Source organism: Methyloversatilis discipulorum (assembly GCF_000385375.1).
Lineage (GTDB): Bacteria > Pseudomonadota > Gammaproteobacteria > Burkholderiales > Rhodocyclaceae > Methyloversatilis > Methyloversatilis discipulorum_A.
In genome coordinates this window covers 1,063,571-1,078,101 of record NZ_ARVV01000001.1, presented here as the reverse complement: position 1 = coordinate 1,078,101, position 14,531 = coordinate 1,063,571, and the positions used below count along the sequence as shown (strand labels likewise).

Sequence of the window (14,531 nt, the reverse complement as noted above, 5' to 3'; positions counted from 1 at the left end):
TTCAGGCTCGGAGGCGTTCGTGGAAAACAGGAGGGCGGATATGTTCGAGATTCTCGACAAGGAACCGGTGGGTGCGGTGATCAAGGTGATCGGCGTTGGTGGAGCCGGTGGCAACGCGGTTGATCACATGATCCGTGAAGGTGTGAACGGCGTCGAATTCATCGCCGCCAACACCGACGGCATGGCACTCACCCGCAACCTCGCCCCGGTCAAGATCCAGCTCGGCAAGAACGGCCGCGGCGCCGGCGCCAAGCCTGAAGTCGGCCGCACCGCCGCCGAGGAGTACCGCGAACACATCGCCGACCAGCTGCGCGGTGCCGAGATGGTGTTCATCACCGCCGGCATGGGCGGCGGCACCGGCACCGGCGCTGCCCCCATCGTCGCGGAAGTGGCGAAGGAGATGGGCATCCTGACCGTCGCCGTCGTCACCAAGCCTTTCGATTACGAAAACCGGATGCGCGCCGCTGAATCCGGCATCGACGAACTCGCCCGCCACGTCGACTCCCTCATCGTCGTCCTGAACGAGAAACTGATGGAAGTGCTCGGCGAGGACGCCAGCCTGGAAGACGGTTTCAAGGCCGCCGACAACGTGCTGCGCAACGCCGTCGGCGGCATCGCCGAAATCATCAACATCCCGGGCCTGGTGAACGTAGACTTCCAGGACGTGCGCACGGTGATGGGTGAAATGGGCCGCGCGATGATGGGCTCGGCCGAAGCCGCCGGCATGGACCGCGCACGCATCGCTGCCGAACAGGCTGTCGCCAGCCCGCTGCTGGAAGGTGTCGAACTGTCCGGCGCGCGTGGCGTGCTGGTCAACATCACCGCCAGCCGCTCGCTGAAGATGAAGGAAGTGAAGGACGCGATGGAAACGGTGCGTGCCTTCGCCGCCGAAGGCGCCCACGTCATCTTCGGCACGGTGTTCGACGATTCGATGGAAGACCGCCTGCGCGTGACCGTGGTCGCCACCGGCCTCGGCGCCCCGCGCGCGATGAGCAGCAAGCCGCCGATGACCATCATCCGCACCGGTACCGACGACGTCGCCATGCCGGCTGCCGCGATGGGCACCGACTATTCGCACCTCGACATCCCGGCCGTGATGCGCGGCCGCGGCGGCCGTACCGCATCGAGCGCGGTCGAAGCGATGCGCGCCAACGGCGTCGAAACGCTGGATATTCCGGCCTTCCTGCGCAAGCAGGCGGACTGATACCGGCTGTGCTGCACCCGTCCGGCCGCCCGGCCGGACGGATACGCCCTGTTACAGGGGCGTGACGCGGAGGTGAGGTAAACTTGAACTTTCGCTTTCAGTCGTCCTGTCTGCCATGATCCGGCAACGTACCCTTCGCTCAATCGTCCGCGCCACCGGCGTCGGTCTGCACTCCGGCCTCAAGGTCAATCTCGAACTGCGCCCCGCTCCGGCCGATACCGGTGTCGTGTTCCGGCGTGTCGACCTGACGCCGCCGGTCGAACTGCGTGCCGACCCGCACGCCGTCGGCGACACGCGGCTGGCCTCCTGCATCGGTCGTGACGGCGCCACGATCTCGACCGTCGAGCACCTGATGTCCGCACTTGCCGGTCTTGGTGTCGACAACGTGTTCGTCGATGTCGACGCGCCCGAACTGCCCATCATGGACGGCTCGGCCTCCACCTTCGTCTATCTGATACAGCAGGCCGGCATCGTCGAGCAGGCAGCGGCGAAGAAGTTCGTCCGCGTGCTGCAGACGGTCGAGGTGAAGGACGGTGACAAGTGGGCGCGTCTTGACCCGTACGAAGGTTTCAGCCTGGAATTCTCGATCGAGTTCCGCCACCCGGCGATCGAACGCACCGGCACCCAGGTCAAGGTCGATTTCGCCCACCAGTCCTACATCGAAGACGTCGCCCGTGCGCGCACTTTCGGCTTCATGCACGAGGTCGAGTACCTGCGACAGAACGGCCTCGCCCAGGGCGGCAGCCTGGAGAACGCGATCGTGATGGACGAGTACCGCGTACTCAACAGCGACGGCCTGCGTTACGCCGACGAGTTCGTCAAGCACAAGGTGCTGGACGCCATCGGCGACCTGTACATCCTCGGCCATCCGCTGCTTGCCGCCTTCAGCGCGCACAAGTCCGGCCACGCGCTGAACAACGCGCTGCTGCATGCCTTGCTTGCACAGGAAGGTGCCTGGGAGTGGGCGAGCTTCGACCAGCCGGCACAGACGCCGTCCGCGGTATCGAACCAGTACCGTCCGCTGGTGGACGACGCCGGCTCGGCGCCCGCCTTCGCCTGAGCGGCACGTGCTCATACTGCGCCTGATCGGCATCCTGCTGATCATCACCGTCGGCGCATCGTTTCTCGGCTATGTGCTGACGCGTGACCAGCGTTACCTGAATTTCGCCTGGACGCTGCTCCGCTACGCGGTGATAGCCACGCTGGGCATCCTTGCGCTGTTCCTGCTGGAACGCGTGATCATCCTCTAGCCTTTGCGCGGGCGACCAGCAGCTCCAGCGCGCTGCGCAGCGGGCTCGACGGGTCGAGCGCCGCAGCCCCGGAAAGCAGTTCCCGACGCGCCGATTCGCTGACCGGCCGGGGTGAGACTGGCGCAGTAATCCGAGGCGGATCAAATGCTTGCACCTTCACCCTGACTTCGGTAACCTCGCCGCAACTTTCCTGCAGTGCCAGCCTTGCGCTGGGCAGCAACTGCTTCAGCCGGTGGGCAACAGCGCCAGACGAAGCGCTGACCACCACGACACCCTGCTTCACGTTCAGCACCCGACTGACCTCCGTCAGTTCGGTTGGCAGGAATTTTTCGTAGGCTCTCTGCACGCGGGCGATCTGCCTGACGTGTGACGCCAGATTTGCCAGCGAGTCCTGTGCATTGAGATGGTCGTGCAGGCGGCGGGCAGACATAAGAAGACTTAGGGAGCGGATGTGCAGATTATTCTGGTTTCCGACCGCCTGACAACCGCCAAGGCCATCACCATCCGGCCGTGGCACCTCGCGGGCGCACTGTTCGCATTCACCGTACTCGTTTTCATGCTCGCCTCGGCGTTCTCGTTCATCACGCTGAAGCACGCCAGCGAGTGGCGACTGCCGGTGATCGACGAGCTCATCACCGCAGCGCGCAACGAGGAAATCCAGCGCAGCGAACAGTTCGTGCGCGAGAACCTGAACACGATGGCGGTCAAGCTCGGCCAGATGCAGGCCCAGCTGATACAGCTCGACACGCTGGGCACCCGGCTGGCCAAGCTCGCCGGCGTCAAGGCGCCCGAACCGGTCGTCAACAGCGCCCCGCCCGGTCGCGGTGGCCCGCTGATCAACGAGAACACGCTGTCGGCGGACGAACTCGAAGCGCAGATGAAGCACTTCTCCGATCTACTGGCGCAGCAGGACGACTACCTCGGCGTGATCGAATCGGAACTGCTGCTCGATCAGGCCACGCTGTCTCTGGTGCCATCCACTCTGCCGGTCAACGGCGGCACCTGGAACGCCTCCGGTTTCGGCTGGCGTATCGATCCCTTCAACGGCTCGCGTGCGATGCACGAGGGCGTCGACTTCGTCGCCGAGGTCGGAACGCCCATCATCGCTGCGGCAGCGGGCGTCGTAACCACGGCCAGTTTCCATCCGCAGTACGGCAATATGGTCGAGATCGATCACGGACGTGATCTGGTCACCCGCTACGCGCACGCCAGCAAGCTTCTGGTCACGCCCGGCACCCTGGTACGGCGGGGTCAGAAGATCGCCGAGGTCGGCAGCACCGGTCGCTCGACCGGCCCGCACCTGCACTTCGAAGTGCGCGTCAAGGACGTCGCGCAGAACCCCAACCGTTTCCTCGAACTGGCGCGCAAGGCGCTGCCCGCAAATGCGCGGCAGGCATCCGTCGACGCCCACCCGCACTGAAGGCGGGCCACGTCGGGCAAGCCTCCCGCAGCGCCGGCCCGGCGCCCCTGCCGTCACGGGGCTGCCAACGGGCACATGCTAGAATCGCCGTCTTTTCCGACATCGGTTTGCCCGCGCCGGGCTTCTGTCTTCGATGATTGCATCCCTGTTCACCAAGCTGTTCGGCAGCCGCAACGATCGCCTGCTGAAGAAATACCGTCCGGTCATCGCCCGCATCAACGCACTGGAATCCGAACTGTCCGGATTGAGTGACGAAGCCCTCACCGGCAAGACCGCCGAGTTCCGGCAGCGTCTGGCCGACGGGCAAACCCTCGACGACCTGCTGCCCGAAGCCTTCGCCGTGGTGCGCGAGGCGAGCAAGCGGGTGCACGGCATGCGCCATTTCGACGTGCAGCTGGTCGGCGGCATCATGCTGCATTCGGGCAAGATCGCCGAAATGCGCACCGGCGAAGGCAAGACGCTGACCGCGACCCTGCCGGTCTATCTGAATGCGCTGTCCGGCAAGGGCGTGCATGTGGTGACGGTGAATGACTACCTCGCCAGCCGCGATGCCGAACAGATGGGCAGGCTCTACGGCTTCCTCGGCATGACGACCGGCGTGAACCTGTCACGCATGCCGCACGACCTGAAGCAGGCCGCCTACGCCTCGGACATCACCTACGGCACGAACAACGAATTCGGCTTCGACTACCTGCGCGACAACATGGTGTACTCGCAGGGCGAGCGTGTTCAGCGCGGTCTGAACTTCGCCATCGTCGACGAGGTGGACTCCATCCTGATCGACGAGGCGCGCACGCCGCTGATCATTTCCGGTCAGGCCGACGACCACACCGACCTCTATGTGAAGCTCAACGCGGTCGCACCGCTGCTCACCCGCTGCGAGGTCGAGGACGGCCCGGGCGACTACTGGGTCGACGAGAAGGCGCATACCGTGCTGCTGACCGAAGCAGGTCACGAGCACGCGGAAGAGATCCTGGTCCAGCACGGCCTGCTCGAAGCCGGCCGCAGCCTGTACGAACCGGCCAACATCACGCTGGTGCACTTCCTCTACGCCAGCCTGCGCGCGCACAACCTGTACTTCCGCGACCAGCAGTACGTGGTGCAGAACGGCGAAATCATCATCGTCGACGAATTCACCGGTCGTCTGATGCCGGGCCGCCGCTGGTCCGACGGCCTGCACCAGGCAGTCGAGGCGAAGGAAGGCGTGCAGATCCAGGCCGAGAACCAGACGCTGGCCTCGATCACCTTCCAGAACTACTTCCGCATGTACGGCAAGCTGGCCGGCATGACCGGTACCGCCGACACCGAAGCCTACGAATTCCACCAGATCTACGGTCTGGAAACCGTGGTGATCCCGACCCACCGGCCGATGATCCGCAAGGACATGAACGACCTGGTGTATCGCACGGCCAAGGAAAAGTACGCCGCGGTGATCGCCGACATCAAGGACTGCCACGAGCGGGGACAGCCGGTACTGGTCGGTACCACCTCGATCGAAAGCTCGGAGCTGCTGTCCGGTCTCCTGAACAAGGAAAAGCTGCCGCATCAGGTGCTGAACGCCAAGCAGCACGAACGCGAGGCGGAAATCGTCGCCCAGGCCGGCCGCCCGGGCGTGATCACGATCGCCACCAATATGGCCGGTCGCGGTACGGACATCGTGCTCGGCGGCAACGTCGAGAAGCAGGTGCAGGCGCTGGAGCAGGACCAGAGCATGGGCGACGCCGATCGCGCCGCGCGCGTCGAGAAGCTGCGCAGCGAATGGCAGTCCCTGCACGAACAGGTGATCGCCGCCGGCGGCCTGCACATCATCGGCACCGAACGCCACGAATCGCGCCGCATCGACAACCAGCTGCGCGGCCGCTCCGGCCGCCAGGGCGACCCGGGCTCGTCGCGCTTCTACCTGTCGCTGGAAGACCCGCTGATGCGCATCTTCGGCGGCGAACGACTGAACGCCATCATGCTGCGGCTGAAGATGCCGGAGGGCGAAGCGATCGAGCACGCGATGGTGAATCGCTCGCTCGAGTCGGCGCAGCGCAAGGTCGAACAGCGTAACTTCGACATCCGCAAGCAGCTGCTCGAATACGACGACGTGTCGAACGACCAGCGCAAGGTGATCTACGAACAGCGTAACGCGCTGCTCGAAGCCGAGAACATTTCGGAAACCATCACCGCGATGCGCCACAGCGTGCTCGAAGACACCTTCCGCCAGTACGTGCCAACCGAGAGCGTCGAGGAACAGTGGGATCTGGCCGGTGCCCAGGCCGCCTTCCTGTCCGAGTTCCGCATCGATACGCCGTTCGCGGAATGGCTGTCGGCCGAGCCCAACCTCGCCGACGAAGATCTGCTCAAGCGCGCGCAGGACCTTTCGGACGAGCAGTACGCGGTCAAGGTCGCACTGGTCGGTGGCGATTCCTTCAGCCAGTTCGAACGCAACGTGATGCTGCAGAGTCTGGACAGTCACTGGCGTGAACACCTCGCCGCGCTCGACCACCTGCGCCAGGGCATCCATCTGCGCGGCTATGCGCAGAAGAACCCGAAGCAGGAGTACAAGCGCGAAGCCTTCGAACTGTTCGAAAGCCTGCTCGATCAGGTGCGCGGCGAAGTCACCCGCGTGCTGATGAACGTCGAAATCCGCTCGCCCGAACAGATCGAGGAAAGCGAACCGACACCGCCGCCGCTCGACAACATGCGTTTCACCCACGCCGACTTCGACCCGTCGATGGCCGGCGAAGGTGTGGACCCGCTGGCGCCACCGGCCGGCAACAACGCGCCGGCGCAGCCGGCTGCCGCCGGCCCCAAGGTCGGTCGCAACGACCCCTGCCCCTGCGGCTCGGGCAAGAAGTACAAGCAGTGCCACGGCCGCCTCGCCTGAGCCCGGCCGGGCAATGAAGGAGGCGGCCCGCGGGCCGCCTTTTTCTTTGCTGCGACAGGCAGGCACTACATGTGGAGATGATGGGTCGCATGAAAGCATCGCAACGCGCTCAGTCGATATCGCCCTTCTTCGCGATGGAGATCGGCAAGCAGGCTGCCGCACTCGAAGCGCAGGGCCATCGCGTGATCAAGCTGAACATCGGCGAACCCGACTTCGGCGCGCCACCGGCGGTCATCCGCGCGATGCGCGATCTGATGGACGGCCGCCCGATGCCCTACACGGCGGCGCTTGGCCTGCCCGAACTGCGACAGGCCATCGCCGGCTTCTACCGGCAGATGCACGGCCTCGACATCCCCGCCTCGCGCATCGTCGTCACCGCCGGCGCCTCCGCCGCACTGCTGCTGGTCACCGCGGCGCTGGTCGATCCGGGCGACGAGGTGATCGTCGGCGACCCGTCCTACCCTTGCAACCGGCAGTTTCTCGGCAGCTTCGGCGCACGCGTGAAACTCGTTCCGACGACCGCCGCTACGCGCTACCAGCTCGATGCGGCAACCGTGCAAGCGAACTGGAGCGATGCCACTCGCGGGCTCATGCTGGCCACACCGTCGAATCCGACCGGCACCGCGGTGCCGCCGGCCGAGCTCGCGGCGATCTGCGACTGGGCGCGCCGCCACGATGCATGGCGCATCATCGACGAAATCTATCTGAACCTGCAGGACGCCGATGTGCAGGGGCAACCGGCGCAGTCCGTGCTCGCCAGCGATCCGGACGCCTTCGTCATCAACAGCTTTTCCAAGTACTTCGGCATGACCGGCTGGCGCCTCGGCTGGTGCGTGGTACCGGAGGCGATGGTGCCGGTGGTCGAACGGCTGGCGCAGAACTTCTACATCTGCCCGCCTACGCCCGCGCAGTTCGCCGCGCTGGCCTGCTTCACGCCGGAGTCGATCGCCGTCTGCGAGGCGCGCCGCAGTGAATTCGCACGGCGCCGCGCACAGGTGATCGCGGGCCTGGCCGGCATCGGCCTGCCGGTCGACGTGCCGCCGGACGGCGCCTTCTACGCCTGGTTCGACGTGCGCCACACCGGGCTGGATGCGTGGACCTTCTGCCAGCGCGCGCTGCAGGAGGCCCACGTTGCGCTGACACCCGGACGCGACTTCAGCGAACTCGACCCGGAACGCCACGTCCGCCTGTCCTGCGCCGCCTCCACCGACGATCTGACGGAAGGACTGTCACGCCTGGGCAGATTCGTCGCCGATCTGCGGCCGTAACGGCGCGGCGCTAGCGGCGGGAATTGGAGCCCGCGAGGTTTGTGGGAGCGAGCTTGCTCGCGATTGCGGCCTGTAACGAGGGCCGCGGCTTATACGGGCCGCGTCGCGGCCAAGGCCGCTCCCACAGGGAATGCGCCCGAACCGTTGCCAGCGAGGGGGTTCTTGTGGGAGGGGTCTTCTGACCCCGACAGCAGCGGTGACATGTGCCCAGCGCCGGCTCGAGGTGCTGTCGGCAGCAAAGGCGGCCTCCCATAAAGATCCCTCGCCCGGTCCTGTGCCGAAGACAGTGGGAGCGAGCTTGCTCGCGATAGCAGCCTGCACCGGAGCCGGCGACTTGCCAAAGCCGCGTCGCGGCCAAGGCCGCTCCCACGAGAAGCACGTCCCCTCCGCCGTCAGAGCGGAGTTTCCCGTGGGAGCGAGCTTGCTCGCGATGAAGGCCGCAACCGTCTATCGAGCTACCGTCGCATCGCCGGCAGCGGCCTGAACTGGCGGGTGTCGTCGAAGTAGGCGGGATCGGTATTCGCCGAAGTCATGCCGGGCAGGCCGAGCACCGGCAAGGGTTTCAGGTCGCGCGGCGAAATCGGCCAACGCCCACCGGTGATACGGCCGGCCAGCCAGCCGTCGAGCGCTTCGTGACCCGACGGCACTTCGTCTGCATGCATGTAGAGTGCTTTCGCACACAGGCCGAAGTGCGGTGCCAGCGCCTTTTCCATCAGGGCGTGGCCGATCACGTGCAGCGCCGCCCGTTCGACCGACCCGCGCCGCTCGAGCAGCGCCTCGCGCCAGCGGTGCGAACGCAGTGCATCGATCAGCGCCGCATCGTCGGTCACCAGCACCAGCCCGTCCTCGTCGAACTGGGTCAGCGCGTCACGCACCGGGCCACGATCGCCGCCGGGGCGGTTCTCGATCTCGATGCAGTGGCGCGCATTCATCGCCGCCTTGATGCGCGGGTAGCGCAGCCAGACCAGCGCGTTGAACAGGTCGTGCCAGTTTGCATCGCGGGTGGCGACACGGCCGGTGGCAGCGATGCGGGCTTCGTAGCCGCCTTCCGCAGCCGCGTCCGCAACGAAGGAGATGGGCAGGCCGCGGTGGGTCACCGGACGCCCCACCTCGGCGGCGAGCACATCCAGTTCCGCAGCCAGTGGAGGCGTGGCCCCGGGCAGGCGAGCCAGCAGATGACGAACGCCCGCGTGCAGCGGCCCGCTGCCGACGCGGCCTGCCAGCGTCGCGCTCAGGAGCCGCTCGCCGCCGCCTTGACCGGCACGAAGGTGAACTGCTCGTCCTTCTTGCGGAAAGTGCCGATGGCCGGCGGTTCGGTCGCCGGCTTGTCGATCACCGAGAACACGCAGTCGGTGGTGTTCACCGCATACCAGCGGCTGGAGCCCTGACGAAGGATGTAGCGGTTGGGCTCGCCGCCGTCGAACACGGTGACGACGGCGGTGTTGAGCCGCGCCGGCTTCATGTCGAAGCGGCGCTGGCAGGTGGGCATGCGCGACACGATCACGGCCAGTTCGTACTGGTCGCTCCAGAAATACGGCTTCTCGCGGTTGATGATCAGGGCGTGTTCCTTGCCCTCGATCATGAAGGCCGCGTTGTCGATCTCGCAGCCGGCCAGCAGGCCCGCAAGCGGCAGCAGCAGAAGGCGCAGGTGTCGTGTCATGGATGGGTTCACTCGATTCGCCAGGCCACGCGCTCACCCGCGCGCAGCGGCACCAGTACATCACCATCGGCAAATTCCTGGCTGGCCTTGACCTCCCACGACTCACGGACCAGCGTGATCTGCGACGTATTGCGCGGCAGGCCGTACCAGTCCGGACCGTTGAAGCTGGCGAAGGCTTCCAGCCGGTCGAGCGCGCCGACGGCGTCGAAGGCTTCGGCGTACAGCTCGATGCCGGCGTGCGAGGTGTAGCAGCCGGCACAGCCGCAGGCGGCTTCCTTGGCGCCCTTGGCGTGCGGCGCCGAATCGGTGCCGAGGAAGAAGCGACGGTTGCCGGAGGTGACCGCGGCGACCAGCGCCTGGCGATGCACCTCGCGCTTCAGCACCGGCAGACAGTAGTGATGCGGCCGTACGCCGCCGGCGAAGATGGCATTGCGGTTCATCAGCAGGTGATGCGCTGTGACGGTGGCCGCGATGTTGTCGCCGGCCGCGGCAACGAACTCCGCCGCGTCCTTCGTCGTGATGTGCTCGAACACCACGCGCAGTGCCGGGTGACGCGCCAGCAGCGGGCGCATCACGCGCTCGATGAACACCGCCTCGCGGTCGAACACATCGACGTCGCCATCGGTCACTTCGCCGTGGATCAGCAGCGGCAGGCCGCGTTCCGCCATGCGCGCCAGCGCGGCGTCACAGCGCGCCACATCGGTCACGCCGGAATCAGAATTGGTGGTGGCGCCCGCCGGGTAGAGCTTCACCGCCTTGACGAAGCCGCTGTCACAGGCGCGATCGATCTCGTCCGGCGAGGTGTTGTCGGTCAGGTAGAGCGTCATCAGCGGCTCGAACGCTGGCAGGCCCGGCGTGGCTGCGTGCGCCGCCAGGATGCGCTCGCGGTAGGCGCCGGCCAGCGCCACGGTGGTCACCGGCGGGCGCAGGTTCGGCATCACGATGGCGCGCGCGAAGCGGCGCGCGGTGTCCGGCAGCACCGCCGTCAGGGCTGCGCCATCGCGCAGATGCAGGTGCCAGTCGTCGGGGCGGGTGAGGGTCAGTCGATTCAAGGGCGTTCCAATCCAGTCAGCGATCCCTGCCGGCGCCACGCCGACGGGGTGTAGCGCACGATTATCCCGCATAGTCGTCCCCCGGCCCAACCGCGGCGGGGCGCCGGCACGGATCGGCGGCGACCGCAGGCGGATCAGTCGGCTTCGTCGTCCTGCGGAGCATCGACGCCGTGTGCCATCGCGTAGTCGTACAGCAGCTTGCGCGGTGCCCCGGTGATGGCCTGCGCCACCTTCACCGCTCGACTGGGCGGCAGTTCGTCGAGCAGGATGTCCAGAGTGCGCTGCGCGGCGGCATCCAGCCCCTCTTCCGGCTGCGCGCCGGACAGCAGCAGCACGAATTCGCCACGCTGGTGGTTGGCGTCGGCCGCCAGCCAGACCGGCGCCTCGGCCACCGGCAGGCGCACGATCTGTTCGAACAGCTTGGTCAGTTCGCGCGCGATCACGAGTTCGCGCTCCGGCTGCATCACCGCCGCGATGTCGGCCACGCAGTCGACGATGCGATGCGGCGCTTCATAGAACACCAGCGCGCAGTCCTGGTCACGCAGCGACTCCAGCATCCGGCGGCGCGCCGCCGACTTGACCGGCAGGAAGCCGACGAAGCGGAACTGCGCATCGAGCAGGCCGCTGGCCGACAGCGCCACCACGGCCGCACTGGGCCCGCTCACCGGCACGACGCGGAAACCGGCGTCCTGCACCGCGCGCACGACACGCGCGCCCGGATCCGACACCGCCGGCGTGCCGGCGTCCGACACCAGTGCCACGCGCTTGCCGTCGGCGAGTGCCGCGATCAGCCGTTCGGCGCCGCTGCGTTCGTTGTGCTCATGCACCGCGATCAACTGCGCGCGCAGGCCGAGGTGACGCGCCAGCCGCGAGGTCTCCCGCGTGTCCTCGCAGGCGATCAGGTCGGCGGCACGCAGCGCGCCGATGGCACGCGCCGACAGTTCGCCCAGGTGACCGATGGGTGTGCCGACGACATACAATGCCGATGTCCTGAATTCGGATGGAGTGTCGTCGTGGGTGGAAACAGGAAGATCGGGCGTGTCCATCGGGCGGCGGAGTGCAGGCGGCCCGCCATTCTGAGCGTCGCTGCCGGTCGCCACAAGCGCCGATGAGTGCCCGCGCGCAGCAGGGCGCTGCCGCCGAGCAACTCGCGGCCCGCTTTCTCGAATCGAAGGGCCTGCGTGTGCTCGGCCGCAATCTGCGCTGGCGCGATGGCGAACTCGATCTGGTGTGCGAACACGGCGACACGCTGGTGTTCGTCGAGGTGCGCATGCGGCGCGACGGCCGCTTCGGCGGGGCCGCAGCCAGCGTCGGCCCGGTCAAGCAGGCGCGGCTGATCCGCGCCGCACAGCACTGGCTCGCCGAACAGGGGCGCCGCGCACAGGCCCGCCCTGCCCGCTTCGACGTGATCGCGCTGTCAGCGCTCGACGCCGCCAGCATCGACTGGATACGTGATGCGTTCGGTCTGTAGCGCCCTGCTTGCACTCGTCTGCGTCGGCGCACAGGCCGACGGCCTGCGCCTGCTGGCACAGCGCTCGCCGCTGGCCGGCGCGCAGTACCACCGGCTGGCCGAAGTGTGGCCGCAGCTCACGGTGGGCGATGCGCTGACGCTGGAGCGCGAACCGGGCAACCGCTATGACACACGCGCGGTAAAGGTGCTCTGGCGCGGCGTCATGATCGGCTACCTGCCACGGGCCGCCAACTTCGAAGCGGCCGACGAGATGGACGCTGGCGCCCGGCTCAGCGCGCGCATCGGCGCGCTCACGCCCGACCCCGATCCCTGGAAACGGCTGCGCGTCGACGTCTGGATCGAACTGCGTCGCTGAGGGCCGTCGCGCCCCGACCGAATTGCAAGCGCAGGTATCGGACTGCAAGAAGGCTTCACAAAGACGGCCTGCCGGGCCGATCTTGGTACACTCCGGCCACACCCAACGCTGCGAGCTCTCATGAATCTGGTTTCACGCATTTCCGAGCACTTCATCGACAGCGCGCAAACCAAGCTCTCGTCCACCGAAGTCCTCGCCGCGCCGATTGCCGACGCGGTCGAGCTGATGGTGGAAAGCCTGATGGCCACCGGCAAGATACTCGCCTGTGGCAACGGCGGATCGGCGGCGGACGCCCAGCACTTCGCCGCCGAACTGGTCGGCCGCTACGAACGCGAACGCCCCGAACTGGCCGCCATCGCGCTGACCGTCGACAGCTCCATCCTGACCGCCATCGCCAACGACTACAGCTTCGAGCAGGTGTTCGCCAAGCAGGTGCGGGCACTCGGTCAGCCGCAGGACGTGCTGCTGGCGATCTCGACCTCCGGCAACTCGGCCAACGTGATTGCCGCGATCGACGCCGCGCATGAGCGCGAAATGCGCGTGGTCGCGCTGACCGGTCGCGGCGGTGGGCGCATTGCGGAACTGCTGACCGATCGCGACATCCACATCTGTGTGCCGGCCGAACGCACGGCACGCATACAGGAAGTTCACCTGCTCACCCTGCACTGCCTGTGCGACGGCATCGACTGCATGCTTCTAGGAACCGAATGATGACAAAAACCCGCAAAACCGTTTCCTTCACCCGCCCGCTGCTGCTGGCCGCCCTGATCGGCGTTTCGGTGCCCGTATTGCAGGGCTGCTTCCCGGTGGTCGCCGCCGGTGCCGGCACTGCCGTCATGTCGGCGCTTGACCGCCGCACCAGCGGTACCCAGGTCGAGGACGAAGGCATCGAACTGCGCGCCAGCAACCGCCTGCGCGAAAAGCTCGGCAGCCGCGCCAATGTCAGCGTCACCAGCTACAACCGCAACGTGCTGCTGACCGGTCAGGTCGCCGACGAAGCCACGCGCGCCGAAGCCGCCGCCATCGTCGGCGAGGTGCCGAACGTGCGCGGTGTCAGCAACGAAACCGAGATCGCCGGCGTGTCCTCGCTGACCCAGCGCTCGAACGACGCGCTGATCACCTCCAAGGTGAAGGCGCGCATCCTCGATTCGCAACGGGTCAAGGCCAACCACGTCAAGGTGGTGACCGAAATGAGCAAGGTCTATCTGATGGGCCTGCTGACCGAAACCGAAGCGAAGGCCGCAAAGGAAGTCGCCGCCTCGACCTCGGGCGTGCGCAAGGTGGTGGCGATCTTCGAAATCGTCAGTCCGGAAGAAGCGCGGCGCCTCGACGCGGCCGGCGGCAACAACAGCCCGAAGCAGTAAGGTCGCGCTGGCCTATCCGGCGGCGAGACGTCGCCGGATGGCGCGCAGCACGCTGCCGATCAGCGGCAGCTTCTCGTACAGTTCCTGCGCCGCATCCCAGTAGTCGCGGTGTTCGGCCACCCGGCCCTGCGCGTCGAAGCGCAGCCGGGTCGCGCCGACGATGGCCTGCGCACGACCGCGCATGACGAAGTGCATGGTCCATTCGAGCCACGCCGCGTCGCCCTCGCTCATCGCCGAGTGCACCTCGAAGCGCGGCGCCTCGACCTGTTCGAACATGTGGCTGAAGATGCGCGCCACCGCGGAGCGACCGCGCACGTCATTGAACGGGTCGCGGAAGTGCGCGTCATCGGCGTAGAGCGCGGCGAGCGTGTCGACGGTGGCAGGTGTCAGCGTCTCGAAAGCCGAGATCAAGGTGCGCAGGCGGTCATCGACGGGCATTCGGACATCTCCAGTTATCGAGGTCGGCGGATGAGGGTCCGCCGCGTCGCGGCCAAGGCCGCTCCCACGGGGATCGCGCCCGATCCGAGGCCGGTGCCCGGGTTCTGTGGGAGGGGTCTTCTGACCCCGACTGCGGCCTGTGCCGAAGCCGGCGGACCGCAGCGGCCCAGTCGCGGC

At 66.9% G+C, this 14,531-nt stretch carries 16 protein-coding genes; 10 read left to right on the top strand and 6 right to left on the bottom strand.

Annotated elements, in window-relative coordinates:
- Positions 1–40: 40 nt before the first annotated feature.
- From ftsZ to METRZ18153_RS0105135, 3 genes are all read left to right on the top strand, one after another.
- Entirely contained in the window at positions 41–1,204 is a 1,164-nt protein-coding gene (gene ftsZ / locus METRZ18153_RS0105145) for a cell division protein FtsZ (RefSeq protein ID WP_019919300.1), read from the top strand.
- Between the two features lie 115 nt (positions 1,205–1,319).
- The gene (lpxC, locus tag METRZ18153_RS0105140) at positions 1,320–2,264 is read left to right on the top strand and encodes a UDP-3-O-acyl-N-acetylglucosamine deacetylase (RefSeq protein ID WP_020163718.1); all 945 of its coding nucleotides are present in this window, start codon (positions 1,320–1,322) and stop codon (positions 2,262–2,264) included.
- Positions 2,265–2,271: 7 nt separating this feature from the next.
- Positions 2,272–2,454 (top strand): hypothetical protein, encoded by a 183-nt coding sequence (locus METRZ18153_RS0105135; protein ID WP_020163717.1) that lies wholly within the window; start codon positions 2,272–2,274, stop codon positions 2,452–2,454.
- Here METRZ18153_RS0105135 and METRZ18153_RS0105130 read toward each other — a convergent pair.
- Positions 2,444–2,884: a DciA family protein gene (locus tag METRZ18153_RS0105130; protein WP_020163716.1), complete on the bottom strand. Its 441-nt coding sequence runs from the start codon at positions 2,882–2,884 to the stop codon at positions 2,444–2,446. The genes METRZ18153_RS0105135 and METRZ18153_RS0105130 overlap by 11 nt on opposite strands.
- Positions 2,885–2,905: 21 nt before the next feature.
- Between METRZ18153_RS0105130 and METRZ18153_RS0105125 the strand changes: the two genes are divergently transcribed.
- From METRZ18153_RS0105125 to METRZ18153_RS0105115, 3 genes are all read left to right on the top strand, one after another.
- Complete coding sequence (locus tag METRZ18153_RS0105125) at positions 2,906–3,874, top strand: M23 family metallopeptidase (RefSeq protein ID WP_020163715.1); 969 nt, start codon at positions 2,906–2,908, stop codon at positions 3,872–3,874.
- 133 nt (positions 3,875–4,007) lie between these two features.
- Positions 4,008–6,746: a preprotein translocase subunit SecA gene (secA, locus tag METRZ18153_RS0105120; RefSeq protein WP_020163714.1), complete on the top strand. Its 2,739-nt coding sequence runs from the start codon at positions 4,008–4,010 to the stop codon at positions 6,744–6,746.
- Positions 6,747–6,835: 89 nt separating this feature from the next.
- Positions 6,836–8,014 (top strand): aminotransferase class I/II-fold pyridoxal phosphate-dependent enzyme, encoded by a 1,179-nt coding sequence (locus METRZ18153_RS0105115; protein ID WP_020163713.1) that lies wholly within the window; start codon positions 6,836–6,838, stop codon positions 8,012–8,014.
- Between the two features lie 455 nt (positions 8,015–8,469).
- Here METRZ18153_RS0105115 and METRZ18153_RS0105110 read toward each other — a convergent pair whose 3' ends face one another.
- From METRZ18153_RS0105110 to rsmI, 4 genes are all read right to left on the bottom strand, one after another.
- Positions 8,470–9,138, bottom strand: a complete 669-nt coding sequence (locus METRZ18153_RS0105110; protein WP_020163712.1) for a DUF3025 domain-containing protein — start codon at positions 9,136–9,138, stop codon at positions 8,470–8,472.
- A gap of 107 nt (positions 9,139–9,245) precedes the next feature.
- Entirely contained in the window at positions 9,246–9,674 is a 429-nt protein-coding gene (locus tag METRZ18153_RS0105105; protein WP_020163711.1) for a hypothetical protein, read from the bottom strand.
- An 8-nt stretch (positions 9,675–9,682) separates the two neighbouring features.
- Positions 9,683–10,726 (bottom strand): dihydroorotase, encoded by a 1,044-nt coding sequence (gene pyrC / locus METRZ18153_RS0105100; protein WP_020163710.1) that lies wholly within the window; start codon positions 10,724–10,726, stop codon positions 9,683–9,685.
- A 134-nt stretch (positions 10,727–10,860) separates the two neighbouring features.
- Positions 10,861–11,706: a 16S rRNA (cytidine(1402)-2'-O)-methyltransferase gene (rsmI, locus tag METRZ18153_RS0105095; RefSeq protein WP_020163709.1), complete on the bottom strand. Its 846-nt coding sequence runs from the start codon at positions 11,704–11,706 to the stop codon at positions 10,861–10,863.
- Positions 11,707–11,834: 128 nt separating this feature from the next.
- On the opposite strand from rsmI, the gene METRZ18153_RS0105090 reads away from it, so the two are divergent.
- From METRZ18153_RS0105090 to METRZ18153_RS0105075, 4 genes are all read left to right on the top strand, one after another.
- Positions 11,835–12,197 (top strand): YraN family protein, encoded by a 363-nt coding sequence (locus METRZ18153_RS0105090; protein WP_020163708.1) that lies wholly within the window; start codon positions 11,835–11,837, stop codon positions 12,195–12,197.
- Positions 12,181–12,552, top strand: coding sequence for an HIRAN domain-containing protein (locus METRZ18153_RS0105085; protein WP_020163707.1), 372 nt, complete (start codon positions 12,181–12,183; stop codon positions 12,550–12,552). Before METRZ18153_RS0105090 ends, METRZ18153_RS0105085 begins: the two co-directional genes overlap by 17 nt.
- Before the next feature lie 120 nt (positions 12,553–12,672).
- Positions 12,673–13,263 carry a phosphoheptose isomerase gene (locus METRZ18153_RS0105080; protein WP_020163706.1) on the top strand — a complete coding sequence of 197 codons (591 nt, stop codon included), beginning with the start codon at positions 12,673–12,675 and terminating at the stop codon, positions 13,261–13,263.
- Positions 13,263–13,916 (top strand): BON domain-containing protein, encoded by a 654-nt coding sequence (locus METRZ18153_RS0105075; RefSeq protein ID WP_029143562.1) that lies wholly within the window; start codon positions 13,263–13,265, stop codon positions 13,914–13,916. Before METRZ18153_RS0105080 ends, METRZ18153_RS0105075 begins: the two co-directional genes overlap by 1 nt.
- Positions 13,917–13,928: 12 nt before the next feature.
- Here METRZ18153_RS0105075 and METRZ18153_RS0105070 read toward each other — a convergent pair whose 3' ends face one another.
- The gene (locus METRZ18153_RS0105070; RefSeq protein ID WP_020163704.1) at positions 13,929–14,354 is read right to left on the bottom strand and encodes a nuclear transport factor 2 family protein; all 426 of its coding nucleotides are present in this window, start codon (positions 14,352–14,354) and stop codon (positions 13,929–13,931) included.
- Positions 14,355–14,531 lie beyond the last annotated feature (177 nt).

Excerpts from the sequence above, each read along its gene's own strand:
- METRZ18153_RS0105070 (WP_020163704.1), bottom strand. The coding sequence starts at position 14,354 with ATGCCCGTCGATGACCGCCTGCGCACCTTGATCTCGGCTTTCGAGACG.
- secA (WP_020163714.1), top strand. The coding sequence starts at position 4,008 with ATGATTGCATCCCTGTTCACCAAGCTGTTCGGCAGCCGCAACGATCGC.
- METRZ18153_RS0105075 (WP_029143562.1), top strand. The coding sequence starts at position 13,263 with ATGACAAAAACCCGCAAAACCGTTTCCTTCACCCGCCCGCTGCTGCTG.
- METRZ18153_RS0105105 (WP_020163711.1), bottom strand. The coding sequence starts at position 9,674 with ATGACACGACACCTGCGCCTTCTGCTGCTGCCGCTTGCGGGCCTGCTG.
- METRZ18153_RS0105115 (WP_020163713.1), top strand. The coding sequence starts at position 6,836 with ATGAAAGCATCGCAACGCGCTCAGTCGATATCGCCCTTCTTCGCGATG.
- lpxC (WP_020163718.1), top strand. The coding sequence starts at position 1,320 with ATGATCCGGCAACGTACCCTTCGCTCAATCGTCCGCGCCACCGGCGTC.
- METRZ18153_RS0105090 (WP_020163708.1), top strand. The coding sequence starts at position 11,835 with ATGAGTGCCCGCGCGCAGCAGGGCGCTGCCGCCGAGCAACTCGCGGCC.
- METRZ18153_RS0105080 (WP_020163706.1), top strand. The coding sequence starts at position 12,673 with ATGAATCTGGTTTCACGCATTTCCGAGCACTTCATCGACAGCGCGCAA.
- ftsZ (WP_019919300.1), top strand. The coding sequence starts at position 41 with ATGTTCGAGATTCTCGACAAGGAACCGGTGGGTGCGGTGATCAAGGTG.
- METRZ18153_RS0105085 (WP_020163707.1), top strand. The coding sequence starts at position 12,181 with ATGCGTTCGGTCTGTAGCGCCCTGCTTGCACTCGTCTGCGTCGGCGCA.
- METRZ18153_RS0105130 (WP_020163716.1), bottom strand. The coding sequence starts at position 2,884 with ATGTCTGCCCGCCGCCTGCACGACCATCTCAATGCACAGGACTCGCTG.